Source organism: Solwaraspora sp. WMMB762 (assembly GCF_049179115.1).
Lineage (GTDB): Bacteria > Actinomycetota > Actinomycetes > Mycobacteriales > Micromonosporaceae > Micromonospora_E.
Map to the genome: position 1 here is coordinate 2,520,203 of NZ_JBMHMD010000001.1, position 23,710 is coordinate 2,543,912.

The following is a 23,710-nucleotide window of genomic DNA, read 5'->3' on the forward strand; positions in this document are numbered from 1 at the left end:
GCCGAACTGGACAGTGGATCAGGCAGTTCGGCTGTCTACGTGCTCCGCCCCCGTGGCTGATGCGACAGGCGCGGGGCCTCGCCAGCGAGTGAGCGGGTCAGCCGCGCGGCTGGAGGAGGAAAACCGGGTGGCAGTCCGCTTCGGCGAGGAACCCGGACGGACCGTCGCCGGGGGTGGCGTCGAAGGCCTGCCGGACGAACGGGATGAACCCGAACGCGCGGCGGTAGCGATACAGAACGTCCAGCTTGGTTTCGCCGTCGACCTCGACGATGCCGACAGTGCGGAACCGGTGTCCGCGACCGAGTTCGGCGCGGCCGTTGGCGCGGATGTTGCGCACCCACTGTGTGACACCGAACGGTGAGACGAGCCAGTCGAGGTCGGCGTGCCGCAGCGTGACGACCGGCACGGTACGCGGCAGGCCGGTGCGCCGGCCCTGGGTACGCAGCAGGGTCAGCGGCCCCATCGGCACCCCCCAGCTGAGCAACCGGTACGGGATCCGGCTGACCCGCTCCACCCCGGCGGGCAGGGCAGCGGCGTTCACGACGGGGCCACCGTGGTGGTGGCTTCCCGGGCGGCGAGGCGGCGGGCGGCCTGGCCGAGCATCTGGCCGTTGAGGCGGATCGACCGGGTCCGGGGCAGCAGCCGGGTCATGATCCGCATCGACCGACCCGGGATGTGGGTGGGCCGGCCGCGCAGGAACGCGGCCACGCTTTCCCGTACGGCGGTCTGGACCGGCTGGGGCCGGATCGGCATCGCCGCACGGTCGATGCCGTAGGCGTCGATGATCGGGGTGTCAACGTTGCCCGGTAGTAGCACGGTGACGTTGACGCCGCCGGCGGCGAGCTCGTGATGCAGGGCCTCGCCGAGGTTGAGCACGTAGGCCTTGGCTGCGCTCTCGTGGGCCATGTTCGGCAGCCCGTGCACCGCGCCCAGTGCCGACACGAGGATGATGCCGCCCCGGCCACGGGTGACGAACCGCCGCCCGAAGGCGTGGGCCAGATCCAGGTGCGTGGTGGCGTTGATGGTGAACCGCCGGTGCAGGTCGGCGAGGTCCTGGTCGAGGAGCGGGCCGGGGCGGCCGGTGCCGGCGTTGGAGATCAGCAGGCCGACGTCGAGATCCGCGGTCGCGTCAACGAGCTCGGCGGCGGCCTCGGTCCTGCCGGAGTCGACGGTGACCACCCGGCAACTGATGCCGTGGGCACGGGTCAGCGCGGTGGCGAGGGTTTCGAGCCGGTCGGTGGATCGGGCCGCCAGAACAAGGTGCAGCCCGGCAGCGGCGAGGTACTCGGCGAACGCCTCACCGATGCCGGACGAGGCACCGGTGATCAGCGCCCACGGACCGTAGGATCTGATTTCAACCATGATTTAGACTGTAATCTGGATTCTGGTCCAGGACAAGCGGATAGGCTGTGCCAACGTGAAGAACCCTCCGGCCGACCTTGCGCGACGCCTGCTCGACGTCAGCGAGCAGGTGCTCCACGGCGACCCTGCGCCCCGTCTGGAAGACATCGCCGGCATGGTCGGGGCATCGCGAGCGACGTTGTACTACTACTTCGCCGGCCGCGACGACCTGCTCACGTACCTCCTGACCGCGCACGCCCACGACGGAGCCCAGGCGGTGCAGGCCTCGATCGACCCCACCGACCCACCCGCGCAGCGACTACGGGCGATGGTGACGGCTCTCGCCGCCTACTTGTCACAGCACCCTGGGATCTGCGCCGGCCTGCTCAGCGCCCTCGGCTCCACCGGCCGGATGACCGACGTCATGGCCGCCAACGACAGATGGATCGCCGGCCCGCTCCGGGAACTCCTCGCCGAGGCCGGCACCGTCGGTGCGGTCACCGTCGACGACGCCGCCAACGCCGCCAACGCCATCCTCGGCGCGTTGCTGCTCGCCGTGCTCGGCCGATCCGTCGCCGGGGCCGACCCCACCGACGCCCGGTTCCGCGACCAACTCACCGACCAGGTACTGCACGGCGTACTCACCCGTGCACCAGTCGACGGATCCTGAGCCATGACCTTGCCGCCGGATCATGATCACTTGATGCTCTGCTGGGGGCCGGTCGGCGTGTCGGCCGAATTTTCGTCATGTGATCATGACGCGGCGGGATGTGATCATAAGGCGGTGGGCGGCTGCTCCGAGGTCACTGCGGGCAGGACACCGCCCTGGCGGTGATGTCCCGAGTAGAGCCGGCCGGTGAGCCCGAACACCCGCGCCCCGATTGCTGCAGCGGATCCTTGCGGAACTCCAGCACGGCGGCCGTCAGACACAGGGTGCAGGAAACCGCCACTCCCCGCAGAACACGAGCAGCAGGGACGCAGCGGCTTACGGGGTCGAGACGGCAACGGACAACCGCCATTCTGGCCGGAGACACCCAGTGTCTCAGCCGACGGCAAGCCCGCCGGCATCAGCGGAGCCGCGACCGAGCGTCGGTCAACTCCGGGGCGACCAGGTGTGTGGCCAGCCGAGCAGGTCGGCGAGGTCGGCGTTGTGCGGGGCGAAATAGCCGCCGAGCTGGGCACGCAGCGCGTCGGTGAGCTCCCCCGGCCCCCGGTCGGTCCGCCGGGTGTGCTGGGCGAACCCCGCCGGCGTGAACGGATCCAGGCCGAGGAAGCGCAGCACCCGGTCGTAGACGCCGGCCGGGTCGGCGTACATGTCCTCGCTGCGCAGCACCAGCAGCCGGTCCGCCGGCAGGACGGCGTACCAGCGTTGCAACTGCTCGGCGTAACGGCCCCGGGCCAGGTACGAGTGGTTGCGCAGCGCGGTGTGCGCGGCCGGGCTGTCCGGCCCGTCGCGCAGCGCGTCGGCCAGCCGCTGCTCCTCGGCGGCGACCGCGTCGGCGAACGGCAACGGTTCGGCACCGTACGAGCGGGTGTGCAGGTAGTGCGAGTAGGCCCGCTCGACCGGGTCGCGCAGCAGGGCGATGCACCGGGCCTGTGGCAAACCGGCGGCGACCCGGGCCGGCACGCTCGGATGGAACAGGTAGTACGGGCTGGCCTCGAAGCTGCGCACATCGGCCGGGCGGGCCGGGAAGTGCGCCCGGTACCAGCGTTCGCCACGTCCGTGGTGGATGCTGAAGTACTGCAGCTCCTTGCCGGTGGCCGGGCGGACCTGCGGATGGGCGGCGAGATAGTGGTGCAACGAGGTGGTACCGCAGCGCTGCCCACCGATGATCAGGAAGTCCGGCAGGGCGCCGAGCTGGCCGGGGACCATCGTGCGCGCCCAGGCCCGGGCACCGCGTACCGTGCGGCGCAGCCGGTCGGTGGTCCCCCGGTTGCCGGTCAACGCGTCACCTCCTGCAGATCCGCCGCCGACTCACCGGAACGGCCCTGGCCGTCCGCGCCGCCGGGACGGCCGGCCCCGCCGCGCCGGCCACCCCGGCGCAGGGTACGCAGCACCATGATGTCCTCCCGGCTCAGGCCGAGCGCCAGCACCACGCCAACGTAGACGGTCACCACCACCGGCAGCCCGACCAGCAGCTGCTCCGGCCAGCCGGGCAGCAGCAGCCGAATGACCAGCCCGGCGGCCAGCGCGGCCAGCCCGGCACCGAGGCCTTTGATCATGCCCACGGTCACCGGCACCGCCCGGATCAGGGCCCGCACCTGCAGCACCCGGGCGACGTTGACCACCGCGAGGGAGAACGCCCAGGCGATGGCCGCCCCGATGATCCCGTACGCCGGGATCAGCCACAGGTTGAGCAGGATGTTCAGCAGCAGGGCGGCGATGTTGTCGTACATGTTGATCGCCACCCGGCCGGACATGTTCAGCACCGTTCCGCACGGCCCGGTGGCCGCGTTGACCAACTGCCCGACCGCGAGGACCAGGGTGACCGCCGCACCGGCGGCGAACCCGCCGCCGAAAACCGTCAGCAGGCTCTCCGGGAAGACCAGCAGCGCCACGAACGCCGGCAGCGACAGCCGCACCACCCAGCCGGTGGCGGCACCGTAGATCCGGCGCACCTCGTCGGCCCGCCCCTGGTGGTGCAGGTACGCCAGGTACGGCCCGAACGCGGCGTTGATCGGAGCGAGCACGAAGATCGCCACGGTGACCAGTCGGGTGGCGACGTTGTAGACGCCGATCTCATCGTTGGCGAAGAAGCCGAGCATCAGGGTGTCGACCCAGATCAGGCCGGTCGACGACAGCGACGACACCCAGCTCACCGTGGAGAAGCTGAACAGTTGCCGGGGCCGGTAGACGACCGGGCCCGGCGCCACCCGGCGCATCAGCCGGGCCAGCGCACCGAGGGCCAGCAGCGCGGCCGACCAGCCGGCCACGACCAGCGCCCAGTAGCTGCCGGTGACCCCGACGCCGGTGATCAGGGCCAACGCGGTGAGCAGCAGCCGGGTGCCCGGCTCATAGATCTGCCCGATCAGGGTGAACGGCCGCTGGGTGCGCCAGCCCCGGGTGGCGGCGAGCGCCGCCTCGCAGACGGTCAGCGCCGGCAGGGTCAACGCGACCAGCCGAAGCCCGGTGACCAGGCCGGGGTCGTGGAGCGCGGCGGCCAGCACGGGGGCGGCCAGGGCCAGCACGATCGCGATCACGGTCGCCGAGCCGGCGGAGATGGCCAGGCCGAGTCGGATGGTGCCGCGGATCGCGGCCGGGTCGTCGTCGGCGAGGTGTACGGCGACGAACCGGGTCAGCCCGGCCCGGAACCCGGACAGCGACAGCAGGCTGAGCAGGGCCAGTACGGCGTAACACTGGGCGTACTGGCCGACCTCGCTGATTCCCAGGAACCGGGCCAGCAGCAGCATGACCAGGAAGACCGCGCCCTGGTTGAGGATCGCCCCGACCAGGTTGAGCCCGCCGCCGCGGGCCATGCCACGGATGTGCTGGTCGCCGGAGTCACGGCCCGAGGGGGTGCCGGCGGGGCCGGACGGGGTGCCAGGGGCAGGGCCCGACGGGGTGCCGGCGACGGGGGCCGGGGCCGGCTCGGCCGTCACCTCACCGCCCCGGGTGCGGTTCGAGCGAGCCGCCCGCGCCGTACACCCGACCGGCGGTACGGGACACCTGCCCGACCGGGGTGGCCCGGCCGACCCGGGCGGCCGGGATCTCCCGGGTCTCGTCGCCGCCGGTCGGACCGGGCCCCGGGGGCGGGGTGGGGTCGCCGCTGGGCGACGCCGGTGGTTCGCCGGCCCGGTTGCGGGCGAGCATCTCCAGCATGGCGACGAGGACCACGGCGAGCAGCAGCCCGGCGCCGGCGACCGGCACCGTGGTGTTGACCAGGCTCCTGGTGCGGGAGACGGCCCGGACCGCGCCGACGCTGGTCACCTCGGTCGGATCGGCCGCTTGGGCCTGCGCCCGGGCGGCCTGCAGGCCCTGCCGGGCCGAGGAGAGCGCGCTGGTCGCGGCGTCCCGCTGGGCGAGCAGCGCCTCGTAGTCGGGCAGCTTAGGGCCGATGGTGTCGAGTCGGCGCTGCCCGGCCTCGATCGCCTCGGTGGCGGCGTCGACGCCCCGGCCGTTGCCGACCGCCTGCATCTGCAGTCGCTGCTGGCGCAGGCTGGCCAGCTCGTTCAGCGTCGCCTGGTAGATCTTGTCCGGCTGGGTGACCTCGTTCTCGTCCTCCCAGGCGGTGATCGCGGCGGTCGCCTCGTCGACGTCGGTGCTGGCTGCGGTGACCTGCTCGGTGGCGATCGCGACCTGGGAGGAGAAGAGGAAGGCGAGGGCCCGTTCGGCGGTGGCGGCGAGCACCGGGCTCACCATCGACCGGTCCGCCGACGCGAAGGTGATCTCCATCTGGCTGCTCGCCCCGACCTGGCTGACCACCAGCCCGGACCGCAGCCGGTTGGCGGCGACGCCGGTCTCGGCGGTCACCTCGTCCACCACCCGGGGCGAGGTGGCGGCGGCGCTGAACGCGGCGGCGAACTGGTTGGCCGCCTGGTTGCCGGTGTACTGCTGGGCGGCCGCCCCGCCGACCAGCGCCGGTGCCGCCACATACGCGGTCGCGGTGTACTGCTGCGGGGCGATCAGCACCAGGGTCGCGGCCGCACCGGCGGCCAGCACCGGCACACCGACCAGCAGCCACAGCCGCCGGCGCGCGATGCGCAGGTAGTCGACGATCTCCACGCTATGGGCTCCTACTCGTACCGAAATTGTGGTGCCGGGGTGGTCACCGACCCGGTGCCGGCCCGGCCGTGGGTGATGGCGTCCGCGACTCGGCCGTGGGTCGTCGCGCTGGTCGTCCGGCCGTGCGCGATGGCGCTGGCCGCAGCGGCGAACGCGACGAAGTACCACAGCGTCACCACGTTGGAGATGACGTTGGAGCCGAGGCTGACCGCGATGAACACCACCGCGCAGCCGGCGAAGCCGACCGCGACGCCGCGTTCCAGGCTGTCCGGCGGGGCGCGGCGCAACGCCGTACGGGCGGTGTACAGCAGCAGCACCAGCATCGCCAGGTAGGCCAGCAGCCCGGCCAGACCGGTCTCCACGTACGCCCGCAGCAGGTCGTTGTGCGGCTTCTTCGCCTCTGAGGTCTCGTGCTGGGTCATGTTCGGCCCGATCCCGGTGACCGGGTTGCGATTGGCCAGGGTGACGATCTCCGCCCAGTAGTCGACCCGCCACTGCAGGGTGTTTCCGGTCGGCCCGCCGCCGGTGGGCCGGTCCTCGGCGAGCTGGGCGAACCTGTCCCCGACCGAGGGCAGCAGACTGACTCCGGCGACCGCGACGACCAGCAGGGTGGCGAGCATCCGACCGCTACGGTGCAGCACCGCGACGACAATCAGCCCGAGCGCCGCACCGAGGATCGCCGAACGGGTGTTGGTCAGCATCAGGAAGACCAGGGAAAGCCCGAGCAGTACGGCGAGGACCAACTGGGCGCGCCGGGCCAGGAACCGGTAGATCGCGAACCCGAAGACGATCATGAACATCAGGTACCGGCCGAAGGTGGTCGACTGGCTGAACGGGCCGCTGACCCTGATGAACTGGCCTTTGACCTCGGACGGCACCTGCCCGAAGGCGCTGACCAGCACGGTGTAGAGCAGTGCCAGGGCCAGCGAGCCGTAGCAGGCGATCAGGATCCGCCGAACCGCCGCCCGGTCGGGCATCAGCTGTTCGAGTACCACGAACATGACCACCACGGTCAGGATCCGCATCGCCTCGAGCAAACTCGGCGTCGGCCGGTTCGCGCCGAGCGCGCTGACCAGCGCGGTCGCGCCGACCAGCAGCATCGCCCAGCCCAGCGGGGTGCCGCGCAACCGGCCGCTGCGGCGCAATTGGGCGGCGAGCCAGAGCCCGGCGGCGAGCAGGAAGAGCACCGCGACCATGGTCGACGGGTCGCTCAGCCGGGACGCCTGGTCGGTGTCCGCCCGGCCGGCGGTCGGTCCGCTCAGCTTGACCACGTCCAGCAGCGGACGCACGGCGAGCATCAGGATCACGTACCCGGAGAACCGGGTGATGGCCAGCACCCCGACGGCGGCTCCGGCGACGAGGGCGATCGGCAGCACCACGCCGCGCCGGTCACCGGCGGCGAGTGCCAGGCCGGCGACGACGGCGACGGCCGCGGCGGCGATCGCGGCGAGCACGCTGAGCAGCCGGCCCGCTGGCCGGGGTTCCCGCTGTCGTCTGGTCACCGCACGCCGATCCGCTGTCCCGCTTCGCCAGTTGTCCCGCTTCGCCCGTTCTCGGGTCGAGCCGCGCCGCATACCCGGACCGCCGCCGACCCCGGGTCGGGGCGGACGGAGGTCGATCTGCCGTCCCGGTGAGCCGGCCCGGCCCCACCGCCGTTCGCCGGTGGGCCGGCCTAATCTAGCTGGATCCGCAACGAGGCAGTATGGGCCGACACGCCGGGGCCGGCCATCAGCCGTCCGGTTCGCTGCGGGGCCGGCGGCGGGGCCGGATCAGCTGCGGCTTGCGGGCCGGCAGCAGATCCAGGTACAGCGCTTCCAGCTCGGCGGTGGCCGCGTCCCAGGTGTACTCGGCGCCAACCCGGTCACGCAAGGCTTTTGCTCCAGTGCGCTCCGCGTCCGGATCGGCGGCCACCTGGCGCAGCGCGCGGACCAGATCGTCGGCGTCACCATCACGGAAGATCCGGTGACCAGGGCCGTCGGTGGCGAGCACCTCGACGTGCGGGGTGATGTCACTGGCCACCACCGGCAGTCCGTAGGAAGCCGCTTCCAGCAGGGTCAGCGGCAGCCCTTCCAGCCGGGACGGCTGGACGAAACCGGCGGCGTGCGAGTAGAGCTCGGCCAGCAGATCGCCGTACGCGAAGCCGGTGAAGACCACCCGAGGGTCGTCGACGGCCTCGGCGCGTACCCGGGCCACGAAGTCGTCGCTGAACGACGATCCGCCGACGATGGCCAACCGCAGGTCGGTGTCGACCTGGCGGAATGCGCGGACCAGCAGATCCGCCGATTTCTCCGGCACGAGACGGCCGACCATCAGCAGGTACCGGCCGGGGGTGAGGCCGAAGCGGGGGCCGATCTGTCGGGCCGGGACCTGGCGTGGGATGCCGACTCCGTTCGGGATGTAGCTGGCCGAACTGCCGAACCTGGTCTGGTAGTGGTTGGCCAGGCCGCGAGAGACGGCGACCCGGGCGTCGGGCACGTACCCGCTGAGCCAGTGGGCGGTGCCGAGCACCGTCTGGGCGAGCCGGCTCCACTTGGCCCGCTGCTGGTCGAGGCCGTGCACGGTGAGCACCACCTTGCTGCGGGCCAGGTAGCGAGGCAGCGGCGCGACCAGGCCGGGGCCGAGACCGTGGTAATGGACGATGTCCGGCCGGTCACGCATGGCGGCCAGGGTCGAGGTGGTGGAGTGCACGATGGCGTCGAGGTGTTTGCTGGCCACGGTCCGCACCTGGCGCAGCCGTACGCCGCGGTACCGGTCCATCGGCACCGACCCGTAGCTGGGCCGGCAGTAAACGGTTACATCGTGTCCCCGAGCGGCCAGCCGGCTGGCCAGCTCCTCGACGTGGCGTTCGATCCCGCCGTACGTCGCCGGCATCCCCTTCTGGCCGATCATGGCTATCCGCAGCCGCCGGTGCTCCGTTCCCGGTTCGACACCATGCTGGTCGACAGGGTGCGAACCACCGGTCACCTGATGGGGTACGGCCACGATGCCTCCTTGGGGGTCCTGCGGGTCAGCTCTGCCGCTCGGCCACCGATTCAGCCAGGGCGGTCAATTCCGTGCGCGTCTCGAGGGTCAACGACGCATCGACGAGAATGGTCACCGCTTCCTGGGTACGAATCCGGATCATCTGCTCGATCGCCTCGAGAGCTCCCGTGTCGACGATGATGCTGCGCAGTTCGTCGGCCCCGGTCGGGTCCAGCTCCGGATTGCCGAACAACTCTCGCAACCGGGCGGCCTGGCTGCGGTCCGCCAGGTTGCGGGCCTGCGCCATCATCACCGTCGACTTGCCCTCTCGCAGATCGTCGAGCACCGACTTGCCGGTGACCGCCGGGTCGCCGAACACTCCGAGCACGTCGTCCCGGAGCTGGAACGCGTCGCCCAGTGGATCACCGAAGGCAGCGTACGCGTCCAGCAGTTCGGGCCCGGCCCCGGCAAGGGCGGCACCGATCTGCAATGGTCGGGTAACCGTGTATCTGGCGGCTTTCATCCGGATTACCGTCAGCGCACTGGCCACCGAACCATCGCCGACGCCGGACACCAGGTCCAGGTACTGCCCGGCGATCACCTCGGTACGCATCCCGGCGAAGACCGCGTAGCCGCGCCGGATCTGCTCGGCGTCGAGCCCGCACTCGTGGAACATCTGGTCCGCCCAGGCGGCGCAGAGATCTCCACAGAGCAGCGCCGCGTTGCGCCCGTACCGGCCGGAGTCGCCCCGCCAGGACGAACGGGTGTGCAGGTCGGCGAAGATCCGGTGCACCGACGGCTCGCCCCGGCGACGGTCGCTTCCGTCCATGATGTCGTCGTGGATCAGCGCGAACGCGTGGAAGATCTCCAGCGCGGCGGCGGCCGCGACGATCTCCCGGCAGTCCGCTCCCCCGGCACCGCGCCACCCCCAGTAGCAGAAGACCGGACGCAGCCGCTTACCGCCGACCAGGACGAACCGGCGCAGCGTGTCGTACACCCCGCGCGGTGCCCCGTCCGGCCAGTGCGGATCCTGCCGGTCGAGGAACGCCGTCAGTTCAGCGTCGCACCGTTCCCGCAGCGACCAGCCCACGGCATCGGCACCGGCCGGGGCGTCCGGACCCGAACCGGCACCCGCTGGGGCGTCCGAATCCGGGCTGTCGCCGGGGCGGGCCGGCGCCACGGTCACCGAGACACCTCGGGCGACGGTGCCGGTGCCGGTGCATCGGCGTCGAGCCCGGCCAATTCCAGCAGCAGCGACTTGACCTCGGTGGCGGCGAACCGGTCCCGGGCCGATGCCGGGTCCGAGCAGAGCAGCACCGGACCGTCGGCGGGGTCGTCCGGCAGCCGGCCGTGCGATCCGCGTACCGCCCGGGCACCGGCGTCCAGCCCGACCACGTTCATCGTGTACCGCAGGCCGATCTTCTTGCGGGCCAGGGCGATCGCCGCGCGTGCCTTGGCGGCACCCGGGTTGGCCGGGTCGAACAACAGCTCCGCCGGGTCGTATCCGGGCTTCCGGTGAATTTCCACCAACCGGGCGAAGTCCGGCGCAGCGGTGTCGTCGCGCCAGTAGTAGTAGGTGAACCAGGCCTGCGGTTCGGCCACCAGCACCAGCTCACCGGAGCGCGGATGGTCCAGGCCGGCGGCCGCCTTCCCGTCGGCGTCGAGGACCTGCGCCACCCCGGGCAGGCCGGCACAGAGCTTGGCCACCGTCGCGACGTCGGCCGGATCCCGGACGTACACGTGGGCGACCTGATGGTCGGCGACGGCGAACGCCCGCGACGTCCACGGGTCGAGGTACTCCATCCCAGCCTGGGTGTAGACCCGCAGCAGCCCTTCGGCGCGCAGCAGCCGGTTGACGTGCACCGGCTGCGACACGTCGGTGATGCCGTACTCGGACAGCGCAACGACGGTCGCGCCGCGCGCCGCCGCCGCGTCCAGCAGCGGAGCCAGCACCGCGTCGAGTTCGGCCGCCGCCCGCTGCGCGTGCGGGCCGGCGCCACCGTAGCGTTGCAGGTCGTAGTCGAGATGCGGCAGGTACGCCAGGGTCAGATCCGGCGAATGGTCGGCCATGATCTGCCGGGTCGCCTTCGCGATCCACTCCGACGACACCAGCCCGGCACCCGGCCCCCAGTAGTTGAACAGCGGGAACGTGCCGAGCCGACCGGTCAGCTCGTCGTGCAGCTGCGGCGGATCGGTGTAGCAGTCCGGGTCCTTGCGCCCGTCAGCGTGGTAGATCGGCCGGGGGGTGACCGTCCAGTTGACGTCCGCACCCATCGCGTACCACCAGCAGATGTTCGCCACCGTGTAGTCGGGGCGGACCCGGCGCGCGGCCTGCCACAGTTTCTCCCCGCCGACCAGGGCGTTGTGCTGCCGCCAGAGGAACACCTCGCCGAGGTCGCGGAAGTACCAGCCGTTACCGACGATGCCGTGGCCGGACGGCGGCTCGCCGGTCAGGAAGGTGGACTGCACCGAGCAGGTGACCGCCGGCAGCACGGTGCCGAGCTCGGCCTGGAAGCCGGTCTCGGCCACCGCCGCCAGCCGGGGCATGTGGCGCAGCAGCCGGGGGGTCAGGCCGACCACGTCGAGCACCAGCAACGGGTTCATGCGGCGGCCTCCGATCCGGCGGCGGTACGGGTGGCGGTGGTACGGGTACGGGCGCTCATGCCGAGCCCGACCAGTTCGTCGCGGGCCTGGGCCAGCTCGGCTGCGATCCCGGCGGCGAGCTGGTCGGGCCCGGTGGGACGTTGCCCTTCCGGCAGCACCCCCCAGGTGTAGGTCTCCACGTCGAAGTGGTCGCAGTCGGTGCCGTCGACGACTGCGGCCAGACCGGCCCGCAGCTGCGGCATCGTCGAGGTCAGCGGCGCGACCGGCGCGGCGTGCAGCGGCACGTGGTAGTGCACCCGCCACGGGCCGGGCAGCCCGGCGTCGAGCGCGGCGTCGAGATCGTCGGTCGCCCCGGCAACCCCGGACCGGGTCTGGTGCAGGAACCGAGGTTCGACGTACCCGGCGATCGCGGACCGGTCCCGCACCGGGTCGGTGACCTCCAACGCGGCCGACACCTGGACCTTGACCACCGGTAGCCCGGCGGACCGCAGCCGACCGACCGCGGCGACCGGCTCCTCCCAGGCACAGGCGAGATGGGCCAGGTCGACGCAGACGCCGAGCCGGTCGGTGTCCACCCGGGCCAGCTGTTCGGCGGCCTGGGCGGTGGTCTCCACGACGCAGCCCGGTTCAGGTTCGAAGCCGACCCGGACGGTGCGGCCGGTGTCCCGTTCGACCTCGGCCAGGCCGACGGCCAGCCGGTCCAGCATCCGCGCGCAGGCGTCGGCCCGCTCGGTGTCCCACGGCTCCCGCCAGGCCAGCGGCAGCGTGGAGACGGATCCGCGCTCGGCGTCGTCGGGCAGCAGGTCGGCGAGGATCCGGGCCAGTGCCAGGGTGTAGTCGAGCCGGCGCGGATCGGCCCAGTCCGGGTGGTACACAGCGTGTTTGACCACCGGCGCCTGAAACGCCTCGTACGGGAACCCGTTGAGGGTGACCACTTCCAGGCCACGGTCGGTGAGCGCGGTGCGCAGCCGGCGACGGGCGGCCGGGTCGGCGGCGAGCGCGGCGGCGGCCGGCGCGGCCAGCCACAGACCCAGGCCGAGCGGGTCGGCGGCGAGCCGGTCGCGGACCGGCACCGCGTACGTGTCGAGCTGGCCGAGCACTCCGTCGAGGTCCTCGGCCGGGTGCACGTTGGTGCAGTAGCTGAGGTGGACGGTGCGCCGCCGCCGGTCGTGCAGACGCATCAGCCACCGCCCCGCATGATCGAGCTGCCTTCGAAGGTCGGTGCGGTGGCGGCGACGTCGCTCAGGTCCAGCCGGCCGGACTGGCCGTAGAACTCCACCGGGTTGCGCCACAGCACCCGGTCGACGTCGTCGGCGCTGAATCCGGCGGCCAGCATCGCCTCCCCGGTGGTACGGGTCAGCAACGGGTCGGACCGGCCCCAGTCGGCGGCCGAGTTGACCAGGATCCGCTCCGGGCCGTAATCCTTGAGGATCTCCACCATCCGCGGCGGTGACATCTTGGTCTCCGGGTAGATGGAGAAGCCCATCCAGCAGCCGGACTCCTTGACCAGCCCGACCGTCACCTCGTTGAGGTGGTCGACCACCACCCGACCGGCGTCGATGCCGGACTCGGCGACCACCGCCAGGGTCCGTTCGGTGCCCCGGGCCTTGTCCCGGTGCGGAGTGTGCACCAGGGCCGGCAGGTCGTGCTCGCGGGCCAGCGCCAGTTGGGTGGCGAACGCCTCGTCCTCGGCCGGCGTCATCGAGTCGTAGCCGATCTCGCCGACCGCCACCACCCCGTCCTTGACCAGGTAGCGGGGCAGTACGTCGAGTACCCCGGCGCAGCGGGGGTCGTTGGCCTCCTTCGGGTTCAGCGCGATCGTGGCGTGGTGCCGGATGCCGAACTGGCTGGCCCGGAACGGCTCCCAGCCGAGCAGCGCGTCGAAGTAGTCGACGAACGAGCCGACGTTGGTGCGCGGCTGGCCGAGCCAGAAGGCGGGTTCGACCAGGGCGCGGACCCCGGCGTCGGCCATCGCCTGGTAGTCGTCGGTGGTCCGCGAGGTCATGTGGATGTGCGGATCGAAGATGCGCATTCACCCCTCCTGTCGGGTGGTGGTGTCCGCTGCGGCGGAGCGCAGCCGCTGCAGCAGGGCGAGCGCGTCGTCCGGCAGGGTCCGGCCGGCGGCGACCCGCTCGTCGTGCAGCCCAGCGAGCATGATCAGCAGTTCGGCGTCGGCGCGGGCGTCGAGGTCGTGCACGGCGGCCAGCGGTACGCCGGTGAAGACGCACTTGAGCACCGCCTGACGCCACGCCGGCTGGTCGAGGTGGCAGGCGTACCGGCCGAGCGCGGCGGCCAGCAGCCGGGTGTCGTTGGTCCGGATCGCGTCGTCGAGCAGCGGCACCGCCCGGTCGCCGACCGGCAGCAGCGGCAGCGCCTTGAGCACCGCCCGACGCTCCGCGGCGTCGCCGTGGTGGTAGCAGTCGGCGACCGCGGCGGCCAGCTCCGCTCCGGTCGCGACGGTGGCCAGGTCGACGAGCAGCAGCACCCGGGCGGCCTCGTCGGCCGACCAGCCCGGGGCGGCGGCCAGCTCGGCCCGGCCGCAGCGGCGGCCCGCGCTGGCGAACAGCACCGGCAGGCTGGCCGGGTCGGTGACGATCCGGCTCCGCGCCTGCGCGAGCCAGTCCGGATCGGGTACGCCGGACAGCGCGGCGGCGAGTCGGTCGGCGACGGCGGCGGAGCCGTCGTCGAAGCCGTCGTCGGTCTGGGCGAGTCGGTTCACGGCTGACCTCCTTGAGCGGTGGTGCCGGCCGGTGCCGTGCGGGCCCGGAGTTCGGCGGACCGGAGGAACTCGATGGACCGGGCGGCGATCACCGGAGCGGCGTGCGAATGCCGGGGCAGCTCGACGGCGACCAGGCCTTGGTAGCCGGCGGCGCCGAGGGCAGCCAGTACCGGCGGGAAGTCGATCTCCCCGGTGCCGAACTCGAGATGCTCGTGCACGCCCCGGCGCATGTCGTCGATCTGGACGTTGACCAGGTGCGCGGCCACGTCGGTCACGCACTGCGGCACCGGCGCCGGCTCCAGGCACCGACAATGTCCGATATCGAGGGTGATACCGAACCGGTCCGGGCGGCCCAGCGCGTCGCGCAGCCGCCGCCAACCGGCAATGTCGGCCACCAGCATTCCGGGCTCGGGTTCGAAGCCGAGGGTGACGTCGGCGGCGTCGGCCGCCGCGACCACCGTCGCGCAGCCGGCGACCAGCCGGTCCCAGGCGGTGGCGTCGTCGACCTCGGCCGGACGCACCCCGGACCAGAACGAGACCGCCTCCGCGCCGAGGTCGGCACCGATCGCGACCGCCCGGCGCAGGAAGTCGATCCGCCGGGACGCGGTGTCGTGCAGCAGGGTCGGGGCGTGTTTGTGCCACGGGTCGAGCAGGTACCGCGCGCCGGTCTCGACGACGACCGTGAGGCCGAGTTCCCGCAGCTGTTCGGCGACCCGGGCCACCTTGCGGGGCAGACCGGCGGCGTACGGATCGAGGTGGTCGTGGTCGAGAGTGAGCGCGACACCCTGGTAGCCGAGGTCGGCGAGCAGGGCCAGCGCGTCGGCGAGCCGGTGGTTGGCGAAACCGTTGGTGCCGTACCCGAACCGCAGCCCCGCTGCCATCGGCTGGGCGGGGTCGGCGGCCAGCCGCGCGGTGCGGGTCGCGTCCCGGCCGGGCCCGCGGGTCGCCGGTGGGTGGTCGCCGGCCGGGTCGGTGCTCATGTCGGGGACACCTTGCGGGCCAGCCGCCGGCCGAGCGGCGCGGCGACGGAGACGGCGAGCCCGACGGCGGTGGCCAGGCCGGTACCGGTGGACACGGCCCGGGCGGTGAGCGCACCCTGCAGGGCTGGCAGACCGACGATGCCGGCGCCGACCGCCGCGCGTACCTGCTCGGGCCGGGGGTCGCGGGCGACCGCGGCCTGGGCGGCGCCGTAGCGGGCGGCGTACCAGCCGGCGAGGCCTGCGGTGACCCCGGCCCGCCACCAGCGGGCGGAGCCGGCCCGGCCGGCCGGCATCGCGGCGCGGCCCGACACGGCCCGGCCGGTCGGCGTGGTGGTACGGCCCGACGCGGCCCGGCCGGCAGCCGGCATGGCGCTGGCCAGGGCGATGGCGGCGGTTCCGGCCAGGGTGGCGGCGGGCAGCCGGGGGTCCGCGCCGCTGACCTCGCTGCGGGACAGCTCGGTCACGGTGTAGGTGTGCGCGGCGACGGCCAGCGCGGCGGGCAGCGCGGCCCGGGTCCGGCCGGTGCCGGCCGCGCCGAGCAGGACGTCGAGCCCTCGGCAGGCGGCCATCACCGCCGGCCCGGCCGGGGTGTTCTTGGCCCACAGATCGTAGGCCCAGACGGCGGCGGTCAGCGGCACCCCGACGGCGAGCGCCGGACGGCCGCCGGTGACGGCGGTGAGCGCCAGACCGGCGGTGGTGAGCCCGGCGGCCACGGCGAGCGCGGCACCGGGGGTGACCCGGCCGGACGGGATGGGCCGCTGCGGCCGTTCGACCGCGTCGAGCTCCCGGTCGGCCCAGTCGTTGGCGGCCATCCCGGCCCAGTAGAGGCAGACCGACGCGCCGGCCAACCCGGCGGTACGCGGGCCGAGCCCGCCAGCGGCGGCCGCCCCGGCCACCACGTCACCCGGCACGGACAGCGCCGCAGGGGCCCGGACCAGCTCGACCAGGTCCGACAACCGTGGCGGCGTCACGCGACGCCACCCGGCTCGCCCACCTGCCCGTGCAGGTACGCGGCGAAGTCGACCAGGGTCCGCCACTGGTCGCCGAGGGCGTGCGGACCCGACCCGATCGGGTCCTTGAAGAAGAACGCCAGCTCCGGCAGGGGTCCGGCGCGTCCGGCGCGGGCGGCGGCGGCGGTCAGCCGGGCCAGGTCCAGCACCAACGGGGCGGCCAGCGCCGAGTCGCACCCGTGCCAGGTGAACTCCATCCGCATACCGGTGCCGAGGAAGCCGGAGAAGGTGATCAGATCCCAGGCGGTCTTGAAGTCGCCGATGTCGTCGACGTACTCGATCCGGGTGTGCCCCTGCGGCTGGTAGCCGAGGATCTCGCCGAGCACCCGCTGTTTGCTGGCAGCCTTGGCCGCGTTGGCCGCCGGCTCGGCCAGGTTGGCCCCGTCGCCGCCACCCAGCAGATTGCTGCCGGACCAGGTGCGCACCCGCAGGTTGCGCAGCGCGAACATCGGGGCCAGCACCGCTTTCACCAGGGTCTCCCCGGTCTTGCCGTCGTGCCCGGCGTACGGTGCCCGACGCTGCCGGGCGAGTTCGTCGAGGGCCGGCAACCGGGCCCCCACCGACGGGGTGAAGTCGACGTAGCCGCAGCCGGCACCGAGCGCGGCGTACGCCGCCAGGGCGCTCGGAGGCAGCACCGGTGCGCCGCTGGGCGTCTCGGTGAGCACGGTGGCGAGCGCGGCGAGGTCGTCGTGCGCCGGGTGCGGCGGCGGCGCCGGTTCGGTGGTCGAGACGTTGACCACGACCACCTGATCCAGGTCGTGCCGGCGGCGGAAGGCGACCAGGTCCGCGGCGATCGCCGCCGCGGTCTCGGCCTGGGTGGCCCCGGCCGGCAGCGGACGTATCTGCGGTTCCAGGCCGGCCAGCTCGGTGTGCAGCGCGGCGACCAGCCGCCCCGGGACCACGCCGGCGCTGGCCAACGCGTCGGCCTTCTTCACCAGCGGCGTCGCGGCGGTGTCGTGCCCGCCGAAGACGAGATCGGCGAAGCCGGGCAGAGCCGGGCCGCGCAGCGCCGGTAGTTCGGTGACGCAGCCGGTGGTGTCGGCCAGGCCGGCGCGCACGGCCAGCGCGCCGACGATGCTGGTGACCGCGACCGAGCCACGCGCCCCGATCAGCCAGACTCCGGTACGCATTCGTGCCTCCAAACGCCCGCCGCTGGCGGTGGTCGTACTGCTGCCGGTTGTCGCTTCGCCGGTCAAGGCCCCGTCCGTCCGGGCGCGCCAGGGTGGCACCACCGTCGACGGCGCCGAGGTCGGCGTCAACGACGCCGTCGCCGGGCCCGGTCGACCGGACGGACGGGGCTGTGGCAGGCAGGGACGTTCGGCGTTCGGCCCTGCCTCCCCCGCATCGGTTGTCCCCGGCCGGTCTGCCCCGGCCGCGGTCCTGCTGGTCGGTTCCCGCCGGGGCGGACGGTACGCCCGCCCCGGCGGTCACCGGTCGTCGTCCGTGGGTCGGTGGCCGGCCGGCCACCGACCCACGGACCGGGTCAGCTCGCCGGAACGAACTGCACCCAGTTGAGGTTGAACAGGTTGGACGATGGTCCACCGTCGACTGACCGGAAGACCAGGTACAGCTGGTGGGTGCCGGCCGGGTGGTCGACTGCCACGTCGGTGCTGGCCCAGTCGTTGGAGCCGGTGGTGGCGTTCAGCGTGGTGCTGGCCACCAGCGGTCCGTCCGGCGCGTCGACCCGCAGCTCCACGGCCGCACGCGGGTTGCCCGCGGACGACGAGGAGCCACCGGAGTAGCGCAGAGTCACCGTGTCGATCCCACCGAGGTTGATCGGGTCGAACGCGATGTACTCACCGTTGTTGATTCCGGAGACGTGCTGGCCGCCGCCGGTGTCGGAGGTGTTGGAGATGGACACGCCCTGCTGGATCGGGGCGAACTCGGCCTGCTGCTGGTAGAGCTGGATGGTGGCCTGACCGATCGTGGTCAGCGCCGGCTGGCCGCCGCCGCCCAGGTCGGTGTAGCTGGCGCTGATCCCGCCGAACAGGTAGCTGCCGGCGTGGTCGGCCCCGTCGGCCGGGGTGGGCAGGTTACCGGTGCACCCGGTGGTGGTGGTCTGCGGGTGGCCGTGCTCGTCGTGGCCGAGCACGAAGCTGACCTCCACCCGGTCGCAGTCGATGGTGCCGTCCTCGGGGTCGGTGACGGTGACGGTGTACGGCACCGAGTCGCCCCAGTTGAAGAAGGAACCGGACAGCGGTGCGGTGACCTCCACCGTCGGTGCGGTGTTGCCGACCGTGATGGTCCGGCTCAGCGTCGCCTGTGCCCCGTTGGAGTCGGTCACCGTCAGCTGGGCGTAGTAGACGCCGTTGCTGGTGTAGGTGTACGACGGGTTGGCCTCGGTGGAGTCGGTGGTGCCGTCTCCGTCGAAGTCCCAGGCGATGCTGATGCTGGCGCCGGGCTCCGGGGTGGCCGATCCCTCGCTGGAGAACTGCACGGTCAGCGGGGCCTGGCCGGAGGTGGGCGACGCGTCGAGTTCGGCGACCGGTCCACGGGTGCCCTTGACGTACCGGATCTGGTAGAGCGACGCGTCCGGGTTGGGCCGGAAGAAGCCGTCACCGTAGTCCAGCACGTAGAGGGTGCCGTCCGGGCCGATCTCCATGTCCATCGGGTTGTCGAAGGTGAAGGTGGACAGGAACCGCTCGACGCCGAGCAGCTTGCCACTGCCGTTGGTCCGCATGGTGAACATCCGGTCCCGGCTGAACTCACCGAAGAACACCGAGTCGTGGAAGTACTGCGGCAGCTTGTAGTCCGACTCCAGCGACTCGTCGTACTTGTAGATCGGGCCGCCCATCGGGCCGACGCCGCCGGTGCCGACGACCGGCCACTGGAAGTCGCAGGTGCCGGCCGGGTCGACCAGGTAGCTGTCCCGGCAGGTGGTGGTGGCGTTGAACGTGTACCAGAACTGCGGCTGCTCGACCGGCGGCAGCAGGCTGCGACCGGTGTTGCGTGGCGAGTCGTTGATCGGCGCCGCGCAGTTGAACGGCTCGCCCGAGGTCTGCGTCTCGAAGTCGTAGTCGATGTACGGCAGGGTCGGCGAGTAGCAGTACGGCCAGCCGTAGTTGCCGGCCCGCTTGGCGGCGAACCACCGTCCGGTGCCCTCCGGCCCCCGGGTCGCGCTCGGGTTGCGCGAGTCGGGCGAGTAGTCGCCGATGTAGACCCAGCCACGCTCGTCGACGTCGAACCGGAACGGGTTACGCAGACCCATCAGGAAGATCTCCGGGCGGGTCTGGTCCTCGAAGTCCTGCGACTCGGGGAACAGGTTGCCGGCCGGGATGGCGTAGCTGCCGTCGTCCTTGACCCGGATCCGCAGAACCTTGCCGCGCAGGTCGTTGGTGTTGGCCGCGGACCGGGCGGCGTCGTACGCCGGGCCGCGGGTGAGCGACCGGTTGATCGGGGTGTAACCGTCCGAGCCGCTGGCGTTGGTGTCGTCACCGGTGACCAGGTAGAGCAGGCCCTTGCCGTCGAACTTGACCTCGCCGGCGACGTGGCAGCAGGCGCCGCGGTCCACGTCGACCGTGAGGATCTCCTGTTCGGTCGACAGGTCCAGGTGCGGGGTCGGCTCCTCGACGAACTTGACCCGGGACAGCAGGTTGTGGCCCTTGAACGGCTCCCAGACGCTGGGGTCCTCACTGTTGGCCGGCGCGTCACCTTCGTTGACGCCCGGGGTGGCCGGGTCGTCGACGGGGGTGTCCAGCGGCGGCGCGTAGTAGAGGTAGACCCACTTGTTCTCGGCGAAGTTCGGGTCGAGGGTGACCGACTGCAGTCCGTCCTCGTCGTGCTGGTAGACGTCGATGTTGGTGATGACCGGGCTGGCGCCGCTGGCCGGGTCGTAGAGGCGGACCTCTCCGCTGCGGGTGTTGTGCAGCACCCGGCCGTCGGGCAGCACGGCGAGGCTCATCGGCTCACCGGGCTGGTCGTTGAGGACCACCCGCTCGTAGTTGGACTCGACGGTCGCACCACAGTCGCCCTCGGCGACACCGGCGGCCCACTCGATGCCGCCGAGCAGGTGCTTGCGGAACGCGCCGATGGTGAACGTCTCCGGGGCGGAGCCGAGACCGGTGTACCAGGAGCGGCCGCCCTGGTAGTCCTGGCACCAGGAGACCGGGTGGTCGTAGCCCATGCTGCTGTCGCTGACCGTGTCGGTGTCGACGGTGGCCAGCACGTGCTGGACGCCGCGGACGTTCTCCGCGAAGTTGAGGTAGTTCTCGTCGATGGTCAGCTGGCGGGGGACGCTGGAGGTCGACGGGTGGTAGCGGTCGGCGACGTCGATCACGCCTGCGCCGCTGGCGGTCGTACCGGTCGAGGTGGTGCCGACCAGGCCACGGTAGAACGCCCAGTCCGGTTCGGCGTCGACGGCGGCGTGCACACCGATGTACCCGTTGCCGGCCTTGACGTAGTTCTCGAACGCTTCCTGCTGTGCGTCGTTGAGCACGTCACCGTTGTTGTTCAGGAAGACCACGGCGGCGTAGTTCGCCAGGTTCTCCTCGGTGAACACCGTCCCGTTGCGGGACACGTCGACGGTGAACCCGTTGTTCTTGCCGAGGGTCCGGACCGCGTTGATGCCCTTGGCGGTCGAGGGGTGGGCCACCCCTTCGGTGCTGCTGAACACCAGCACCTGATAGTTCTCGTGGTCGTGGCCGTCGTGTGCGACCGCTGGCGCGGTGGCGATCATGGGTGCGGTGAGTGCCGCACCCGCGGCGACGGCAAGCCATCGCCGGGTGGATCTGCTCATCAGTCGTTCCTCCGGGGGTTCGGGGAGGCCGCAGCCTCACCGTAGGGCACTGATTCCGTTGTGGACGGACAGTTACGGTTGGTGCCTCACCCCTGGCGCGGTGCCACGTCCGCCAGAGTCTTTCTGGTACGCCCTGCTGGCCGTCCGGCGTGACCGGGGAATCCCGATCCGGTCACGCCGGACGAGCCGTCCTCGTACCCGCGGATCACCCGGCGCGGGGCGCAACCGCGCCGGGCGACCCTCGCCCACGGGACGAGGAGTCTCGGTTCCAGGCGTCTCGACGAGGTCGAGTCGCTCAGGCCGGTGCCGTGGTCTTCGCCGAGTCCACGGTGACCCATTCACCGAGCCCGGCCGACTGCTCCACCGCGGCCAGCACCTGCTGAACCTGGAGGGCGTCGTCGAACGACGGTGTCGGGTCGTCTCCGGCCGCCAGCGCCGCGACGAAGTCACGGGCCTGGTGGGTGAAGGAGTGCTCGTACCCGATACCATGGCCGGGCGGCCACCAGGCGGACAGGTACGGGTGCTCCGGTTCGGTCACGATGATGCGGGTGAAGCCCTGCTCGGCTGCGGGCCGGGTGGCGTCGAAGAACTCCAGCTCGTTCATCCGCTCGAAGTCGAACGCGACCGACCCGAGCGAGCCGTTGATCTCGATCCGCAACCCGTTCTTGCGTCCGGTGGCGAAGCGGGTCGCCTCGTAGCTGGCCACCGCCCCGCCGTCGAGCCGGGCCATGAACAGCGCGGCGTCGTCGACGGTGACCTCGCCGGTGGCCGGTTCGGCGCCGTCGTCGGACCCGCCGCCGGCCGAAGCGGAAAGCCCGCTGGAACCGGCTGGCAGCGGCCGCCGCTTGACGAACGTCTCGGTCAGCCCGCTCACCCGGGCGATCCGTTGGCCCGTGACGAACTGGGTGGCGTCGATGATGTGTGCACCGATGTCACCCAGCGCCCCGGAACCCGCCTTGTCCTTTTGCAACCGCCAGACCAGCGGAAAGTCCGGATCGAGGATCCAGTCCTGCAGGTACACCGCCCGCACGTGCCGGATCGTTCCGATCCGGCCGTCGGCGACGAGTTGACGCATCAACGTCACCGCCGGCACCCGCCGGTAGTTGAATCCGCACATCGACCGGACGCCGCCGGCCCGGGCGGCCCGGGCCGCGTCGGCCATCTGCTGCGCCTCGACCACCGTGTTGGCCAGTGGCTTTTCGCACAGCACGTGCTTGCCGGCGGCGAGTGCCGCGATGGCGATCTCGGCGTGGCTGTCACCCGGCGTACAGATGTCGACCACGTCGATGTCATCCCGAGCGATCAGCGCCCGCCAGTCGGTGGTGTGCGACTCCCAGCCGAGCCGGTCGGCGGCCTCGGCCACCTTCGACTCGTCCCGGCCGCACACCGCGGTCATCCGGACCCGCGCCGGCAAGTCGTAGACCCGGTTCACGGTACGCCAGGCCTGCGAGTGCGCGGCGCCCATGAACGCGTAGCCGACCATGCCGACCCGCAGCTCGTTGTGTTCAGCGGACAAGGTAAGCCTCCCCGAAAAGGTCAGAACCCGAGCGGCAGGTACTCGCTCGCGTTCTCCTTGGTGATGGTCTCCGAGGCCAGGATGATCTCCTTGGGCACCTGCAGCTCGACCAGATCGGACATGCCCCGGCCCTGCGCGATCAGGCGGGCGAGCGAGATCGCCGAGGAGGCCATCGACGGGCTGTAGGTGACGGTCGCCTTCAGCACGCTGTCGTCGGCCTGGATCGCCTCCATCGCCGCCCGCGAACCGGCGCCGCCGACCATGATGAACTCCGAACGGTTGGCCTGGCTGATCGCGGCCAGCACCCCGATGCCCTGGTCGTCGTCGTGGTTCCAGATGGCGTCGATCTGCGGCAGGGCCTGCAGCAGGTTGGCCGCCTCACGCTGGCCGGAGTCGGCGGTGAACTCGGCCGCCCGCCGGTTGGCGACGGTGAAGCCGTGCACCTCGAGGGCGTCCTTGAAACCGGCGGACCGTTCCTGGGTCAGCTCCAGCGCGTCGATCCCAGCGATCTCGGCGATCACCGGGTTGGCGATGCCCTTCTCCTGCATCTGAGCGGCGATGTAGTTGCCCGCCGACACACCCATGCCGTAGTTGTCGCCCTTGATCTGGGTGCGGTAGGCCAACGCCTGGGTGAACGCCCGGTCCAGGTTGACCACCGGGATGCCGGCCTCCATGGCCTGCAGGCCACTCGCGGTGAGCTCGGCCCCGTCGTGCGGCAGCATGACGATGACGTCCGGGCTCTGCGAGATCAGCGTGTCCAGGGCGGCCCGCTGAGCGGCGGCGTCGGCACCGGCCTCGACCGTGAGGAACTCCACGTCCGAGTACGCCTCGGCCTGGGCCCGGGCGTTGTTGGTGATCGCCGCGAGCCAGCCGTGGTCGGCCGCCGGGGCGGAGAAGCCGATGGTGACGGTCTCACCGGGCTCAGAGTTGGGGTTGCCCTGGTTGGCGGCCTGAGTCTGGGTGTTGGTCGGGGCGGCCTCGTTGCTGGTGCATGCGCTCAGCAGTACACCGGCACCGACTGCGGCACCACCGGCGAGCAGCCGGCGGCGGGACATGTCACCGGCGGCGGCGCCGCGCGCGCCGAACAGTGTCCGACGGGAGAAAGCGGTCATGACGACCTC

General features: G+C 72.0%; 19 protein-coding genes. 1 reads left to right on the forward strand and 18 read right to left on the reverse strand.

What is annotated here, in order from left to right:
- Positions 1–97: 97 nt before the first annotated feature.
- Together ACN27J_RS11110 and ACN27J_RS11115 are read right to left on the reverse strand one after the other, a co-directional pair.
- Positions 98–541 carry a nitroreductase family deazaflavin-dependent oxidoreductase gene (locus ACN27J_RS11110; protein WP_421365724.1) on the reverse strand — a complete coding sequence of 148 codons (444 nt, stop codon included), beginning with the start codon at positions 539–541 and terminating at the stop codon, positions 98–100.
- On the reverse strand, positions 538–1,362 hold the full coding sequence (locus ACN27J_RS11115) for an SDR family NAD(P)-dependent oxidoreductase (RefSeq protein WP_421365727.1): 825 nt from the start codon (positions 1,360–1,362) through the stop codon (positions 538–540). Before ACN27J_RS11115 ends, ACN27J_RS11110 begins: the two co-directional genes overlap by 4 nt.
- A 55-nt stretch (positions 1,363–1,417) precedes the next feature.
- Here ACN27J_RS11115 and ACN27J_RS11120 point away from each other — a divergent pair, with 55 nt between their 5' ends.
- On the forward strand, positions 1,418–2,011 hold the full coding sequence (locus tag ACN27J_RS11120) for a TetR/AcrR family transcriptional regulator (protein ID WP_421365730.1): 594 nt from the start codon (positions 1,418–1,420) through the stop codon (positions 2,009–2,011).
- Between the two features lie 423 nt (positions 2,012–2,434).
- Here ACN27J_RS11120 and ACN27J_RS11125 read toward each other — a convergent pair whose 3' ends face one another.
- The 16 genes from ACN27J_RS11125 to ACN27J_RS11200 form a co-directional block, all read right to left on the reverse strand.
- Positions 2,435–3,286, reverse strand: a complete 852-nt coding sequence (locus ACN27J_RS11125; protein ID WP_421365732.1) for a sulfotransferase — start codon at positions 3,284–3,286, stop codon at positions 2,435–2,437.
- Positions 3,283–4,941, reverse strand: a complete 1,659-nt coding sequence (locus tag ACN27J_RS11130; RefSeq protein ID WP_421365734.1) for an oligosaccharide flippase family protein — start codon at positions 4,939–4,941, stop codon at positions 3,283–3,285. Before ACN27J_RS11130 ends, ACN27J_RS11125 begins: the two co-directional genes overlap by 4 nt.
- 1 nt (position 4,942) lies before the next feature.
- Entirely contained in the window at positions 4,943–6,064 is a 1,122-nt protein-coding gene (locus tag ACN27J_RS11135) for a Wzz/FepE/Etk N-terminal domain-containing protein (protein WP_421365737.1), read from the reverse strand.
- Between the two features lie 11 nt (positions 6,065–6,075).
- Positions 6,076–7,566: an O-antigen ligase family protein gene (locus ACN27J_RS11140; RefSeq protein WP_421365740.1), complete on the reverse strand. Its 1,491-nt coding sequence runs from the start codon at positions 7,564–7,566 to the stop codon at positions 6,076–6,078.
- Positions 7,567–7,792: 226 nt separating this feature from the next.
- Positions 7,793–9,046: a glycosyltransferase family 4 protein gene (locus ACN27J_RS11145; protein ID WP_421365742.1), complete on the reverse strand. Its 1,254-nt coding sequence runs from the start codon at positions 9,044–9,046 to the stop codon at positions 7,793–7,795.
- Positions 9,047–9,071: 25 nt separating this feature from the next.
- Complete coding sequence (locus ACN27J_RS11150; protein WP_421372192.1) at positions 9,072–10,115, reverse strand: polyprenyl synthetase family protein; 1,044 nt, start codon at positions 10,113–10,115, stop codon at positions 9,072–9,074.
- A gap of 92 nt (positions 10,116–10,207) precedes the next feature.
- A complete protein-coding gene (locus ACN27J_RS11155) occupies positions 10,208–11,629 on the reverse strand; it encodes an alkaline phosphatase family protein (RefSeq protein ID WP_421365744.1) in 1,422 nt (473 codons plus the stop codon).
- Complete coding sequence (gene eboE, locus ACN27J_RS11160; protein WP_421365747.1) at positions 11,626–12,810, reverse strand: metabolite traffic protein EboE; 1,185 nt, start codon at positions 12,808–12,810, stop codon at positions 11,626–11,628. Before eboE ends, ACN27J_RS11155 begins: the two co-directional genes overlap by 4 nt.
- Complete coding sequence (locus tag ACN27J_RS11165) at positions 12,810–13,661, reverse strand: TatD family hydrolase (RefSeq protein ID WP_421365749.1); 852 nt, start codon at positions 13,659–13,661, stop codon at positions 12,810–12,812. The genes eboE and ACN27J_RS11165 overlap by 1 nt, the downstream gene beginning before the upstream one ends.
- Entirely contained in the window at positions 13,662–14,348 is a 687-nt protein-coding gene (locus tag ACN27J_RS11170; RefSeq protein ID WP_421365752.1) for an EboA domain-containing protein, read from the reverse strand.
- Positions 14,345–15,328 (reverse strand): sugar phosphate isomerase/epimerase family protein, encoded by a 984-nt coding sequence (locus ACN27J_RS11175; protein WP_421365754.1) that lies wholly within the window; start codon positions 15,326–15,328, stop codon positions 14,345–14,347. The genes ACN27J_RS11170 and ACN27J_RS11175 overlap by 4 nt, the downstream gene beginning before the upstream one ends.
- Positions 15,325–16,299: an SCO3242 family prenyltransferase gene (locus tag ACN27J_RS11180; protein WP_421365755.1), complete on the reverse strand. Its 975-nt coding sequence runs from the start codon at positions 16,297–16,299 to the stop codon at positions 15,325–15,327. Before ACN27J_RS11180 ends, ACN27J_RS11175 begins: the two co-directional genes overlap by 4 nt.
- Positions 16,296–17,468: an inositol-3-phosphate synthase gene (locus ACN27J_RS11185; protein WP_421365757.1), complete on the reverse strand. Its 1,173-nt coding sequence runs from the start codon at positions 17,466–17,468 to the stop codon at positions 16,296–16,298. Before ACN27J_RS11185 ends, ACN27J_RS11180 begins: the two co-directional genes overlap by 4 nt.
- A 353-nt stretch (positions 17,469–17,821) precedes the next feature.
- The gene (locus tag ACN27J_RS11190) at positions 17,822–21,073 is read right to left on the reverse strand and encodes a ThuA domain-containing protein (protein ID WP_421365759.1); all 3,252 of its coding nucleotides are present in this window, start codon (positions 21,071–21,073) and stop codon (positions 17,822–17,824) included.
- 295 nt (positions 21,074–21,368) lie between these two features.
- Positions 21,369–22,556 (reverse strand): Gfo/Idh/MocA family protein, encoded by a 1,188-nt coding sequence (locus tag ACN27J_RS11195; protein ID WP_421372194.1) that lies wholly within the window; start codon positions 22,554–22,556, stop codon positions 21,369–21,371.
- A gap of 53 nt (positions 22,557–22,609) precedes the next feature.
- Positions 22,610–23,701, reverse strand: coding sequence for a substrate-binding domain-containing protein (locus tag ACN27J_RS11200; protein WP_421365761.1), 1,092 nt, complete (start codon positions 23,699–23,701; stop codon positions 22,610–22,612).
- Positions 23,702–23,710 lie beyond the last annotated feature (9 nt).

Excerpts from the sequence above, each read along its gene's own strand:
- ACN27J_RS11115 (WP_421365727.1), bottom strand. The coding sequence starts at position 1,362 with ATGGTTGAAATCAGATCCTACGGTCCGTGGGCGCTGATCACCGGTGCC.
- ACN27J_RS11155 (WP_421365744.1), bottom strand. The coding sequence starts at position 11,629 with ATGAACCCGTTGCTGGTGCTCGACGTGGTCGGCCTGACCCCCCGGCTG.
- eboE (WP_421365747.1), bottom strand. The coding sequence starts at position 12,810 with ATGCGTCTGCACGACCGGCGGCGGCGCACCGTCCACCTCAGCTACTGC.
- ACN27J_RS11165 (WP_421365749.1), bottom strand. The coding sequence starts at position 13,661 with ATGCGCATCTTCGATCCGCACATCCACATGACCTCGCGGACCACCGAC.
- ACN27J_RS11175 (WP_421365754.1), bottom strand. The coding sequence starts at position 15,328 with ATGAGCACCGACCCGGCCGGCGACCACCCACCGGCGACCCGCGGGCCC.
- ACN27J_RS11185 (WP_421365757.1), bottom strand. The coding sequence starts at position 17,468 with ATGCGTACCGGAGTCTGGCTGATCGGGGCGCGTGGCTCGGTCGCGGTC.
- ACN27J_RS11190 (WP_421365759.1), bottom strand. The coding sequence starts at position 21,073 with ATGAGCAGATCCACCCGGCGATGGCTTGCCGTCGCCGCGGGTGCGGCA.
- ACN27J_RS11195 (WP_421372194.1), bottom strand. The coding sequence starts at position 22,556 with ATGGTCGGCTACGCGTTCATGGGCGCCGCGCACTCGCAGGCCTGGCGT.
- ACN27J_RS11200 (WP_421365761.1), bottom strand. The coding sequence starts at position 23,701 with ATGACCGCTTTCTCCCGTCGGACACTGTTCGGCGCGCGCGGCGCCGCC.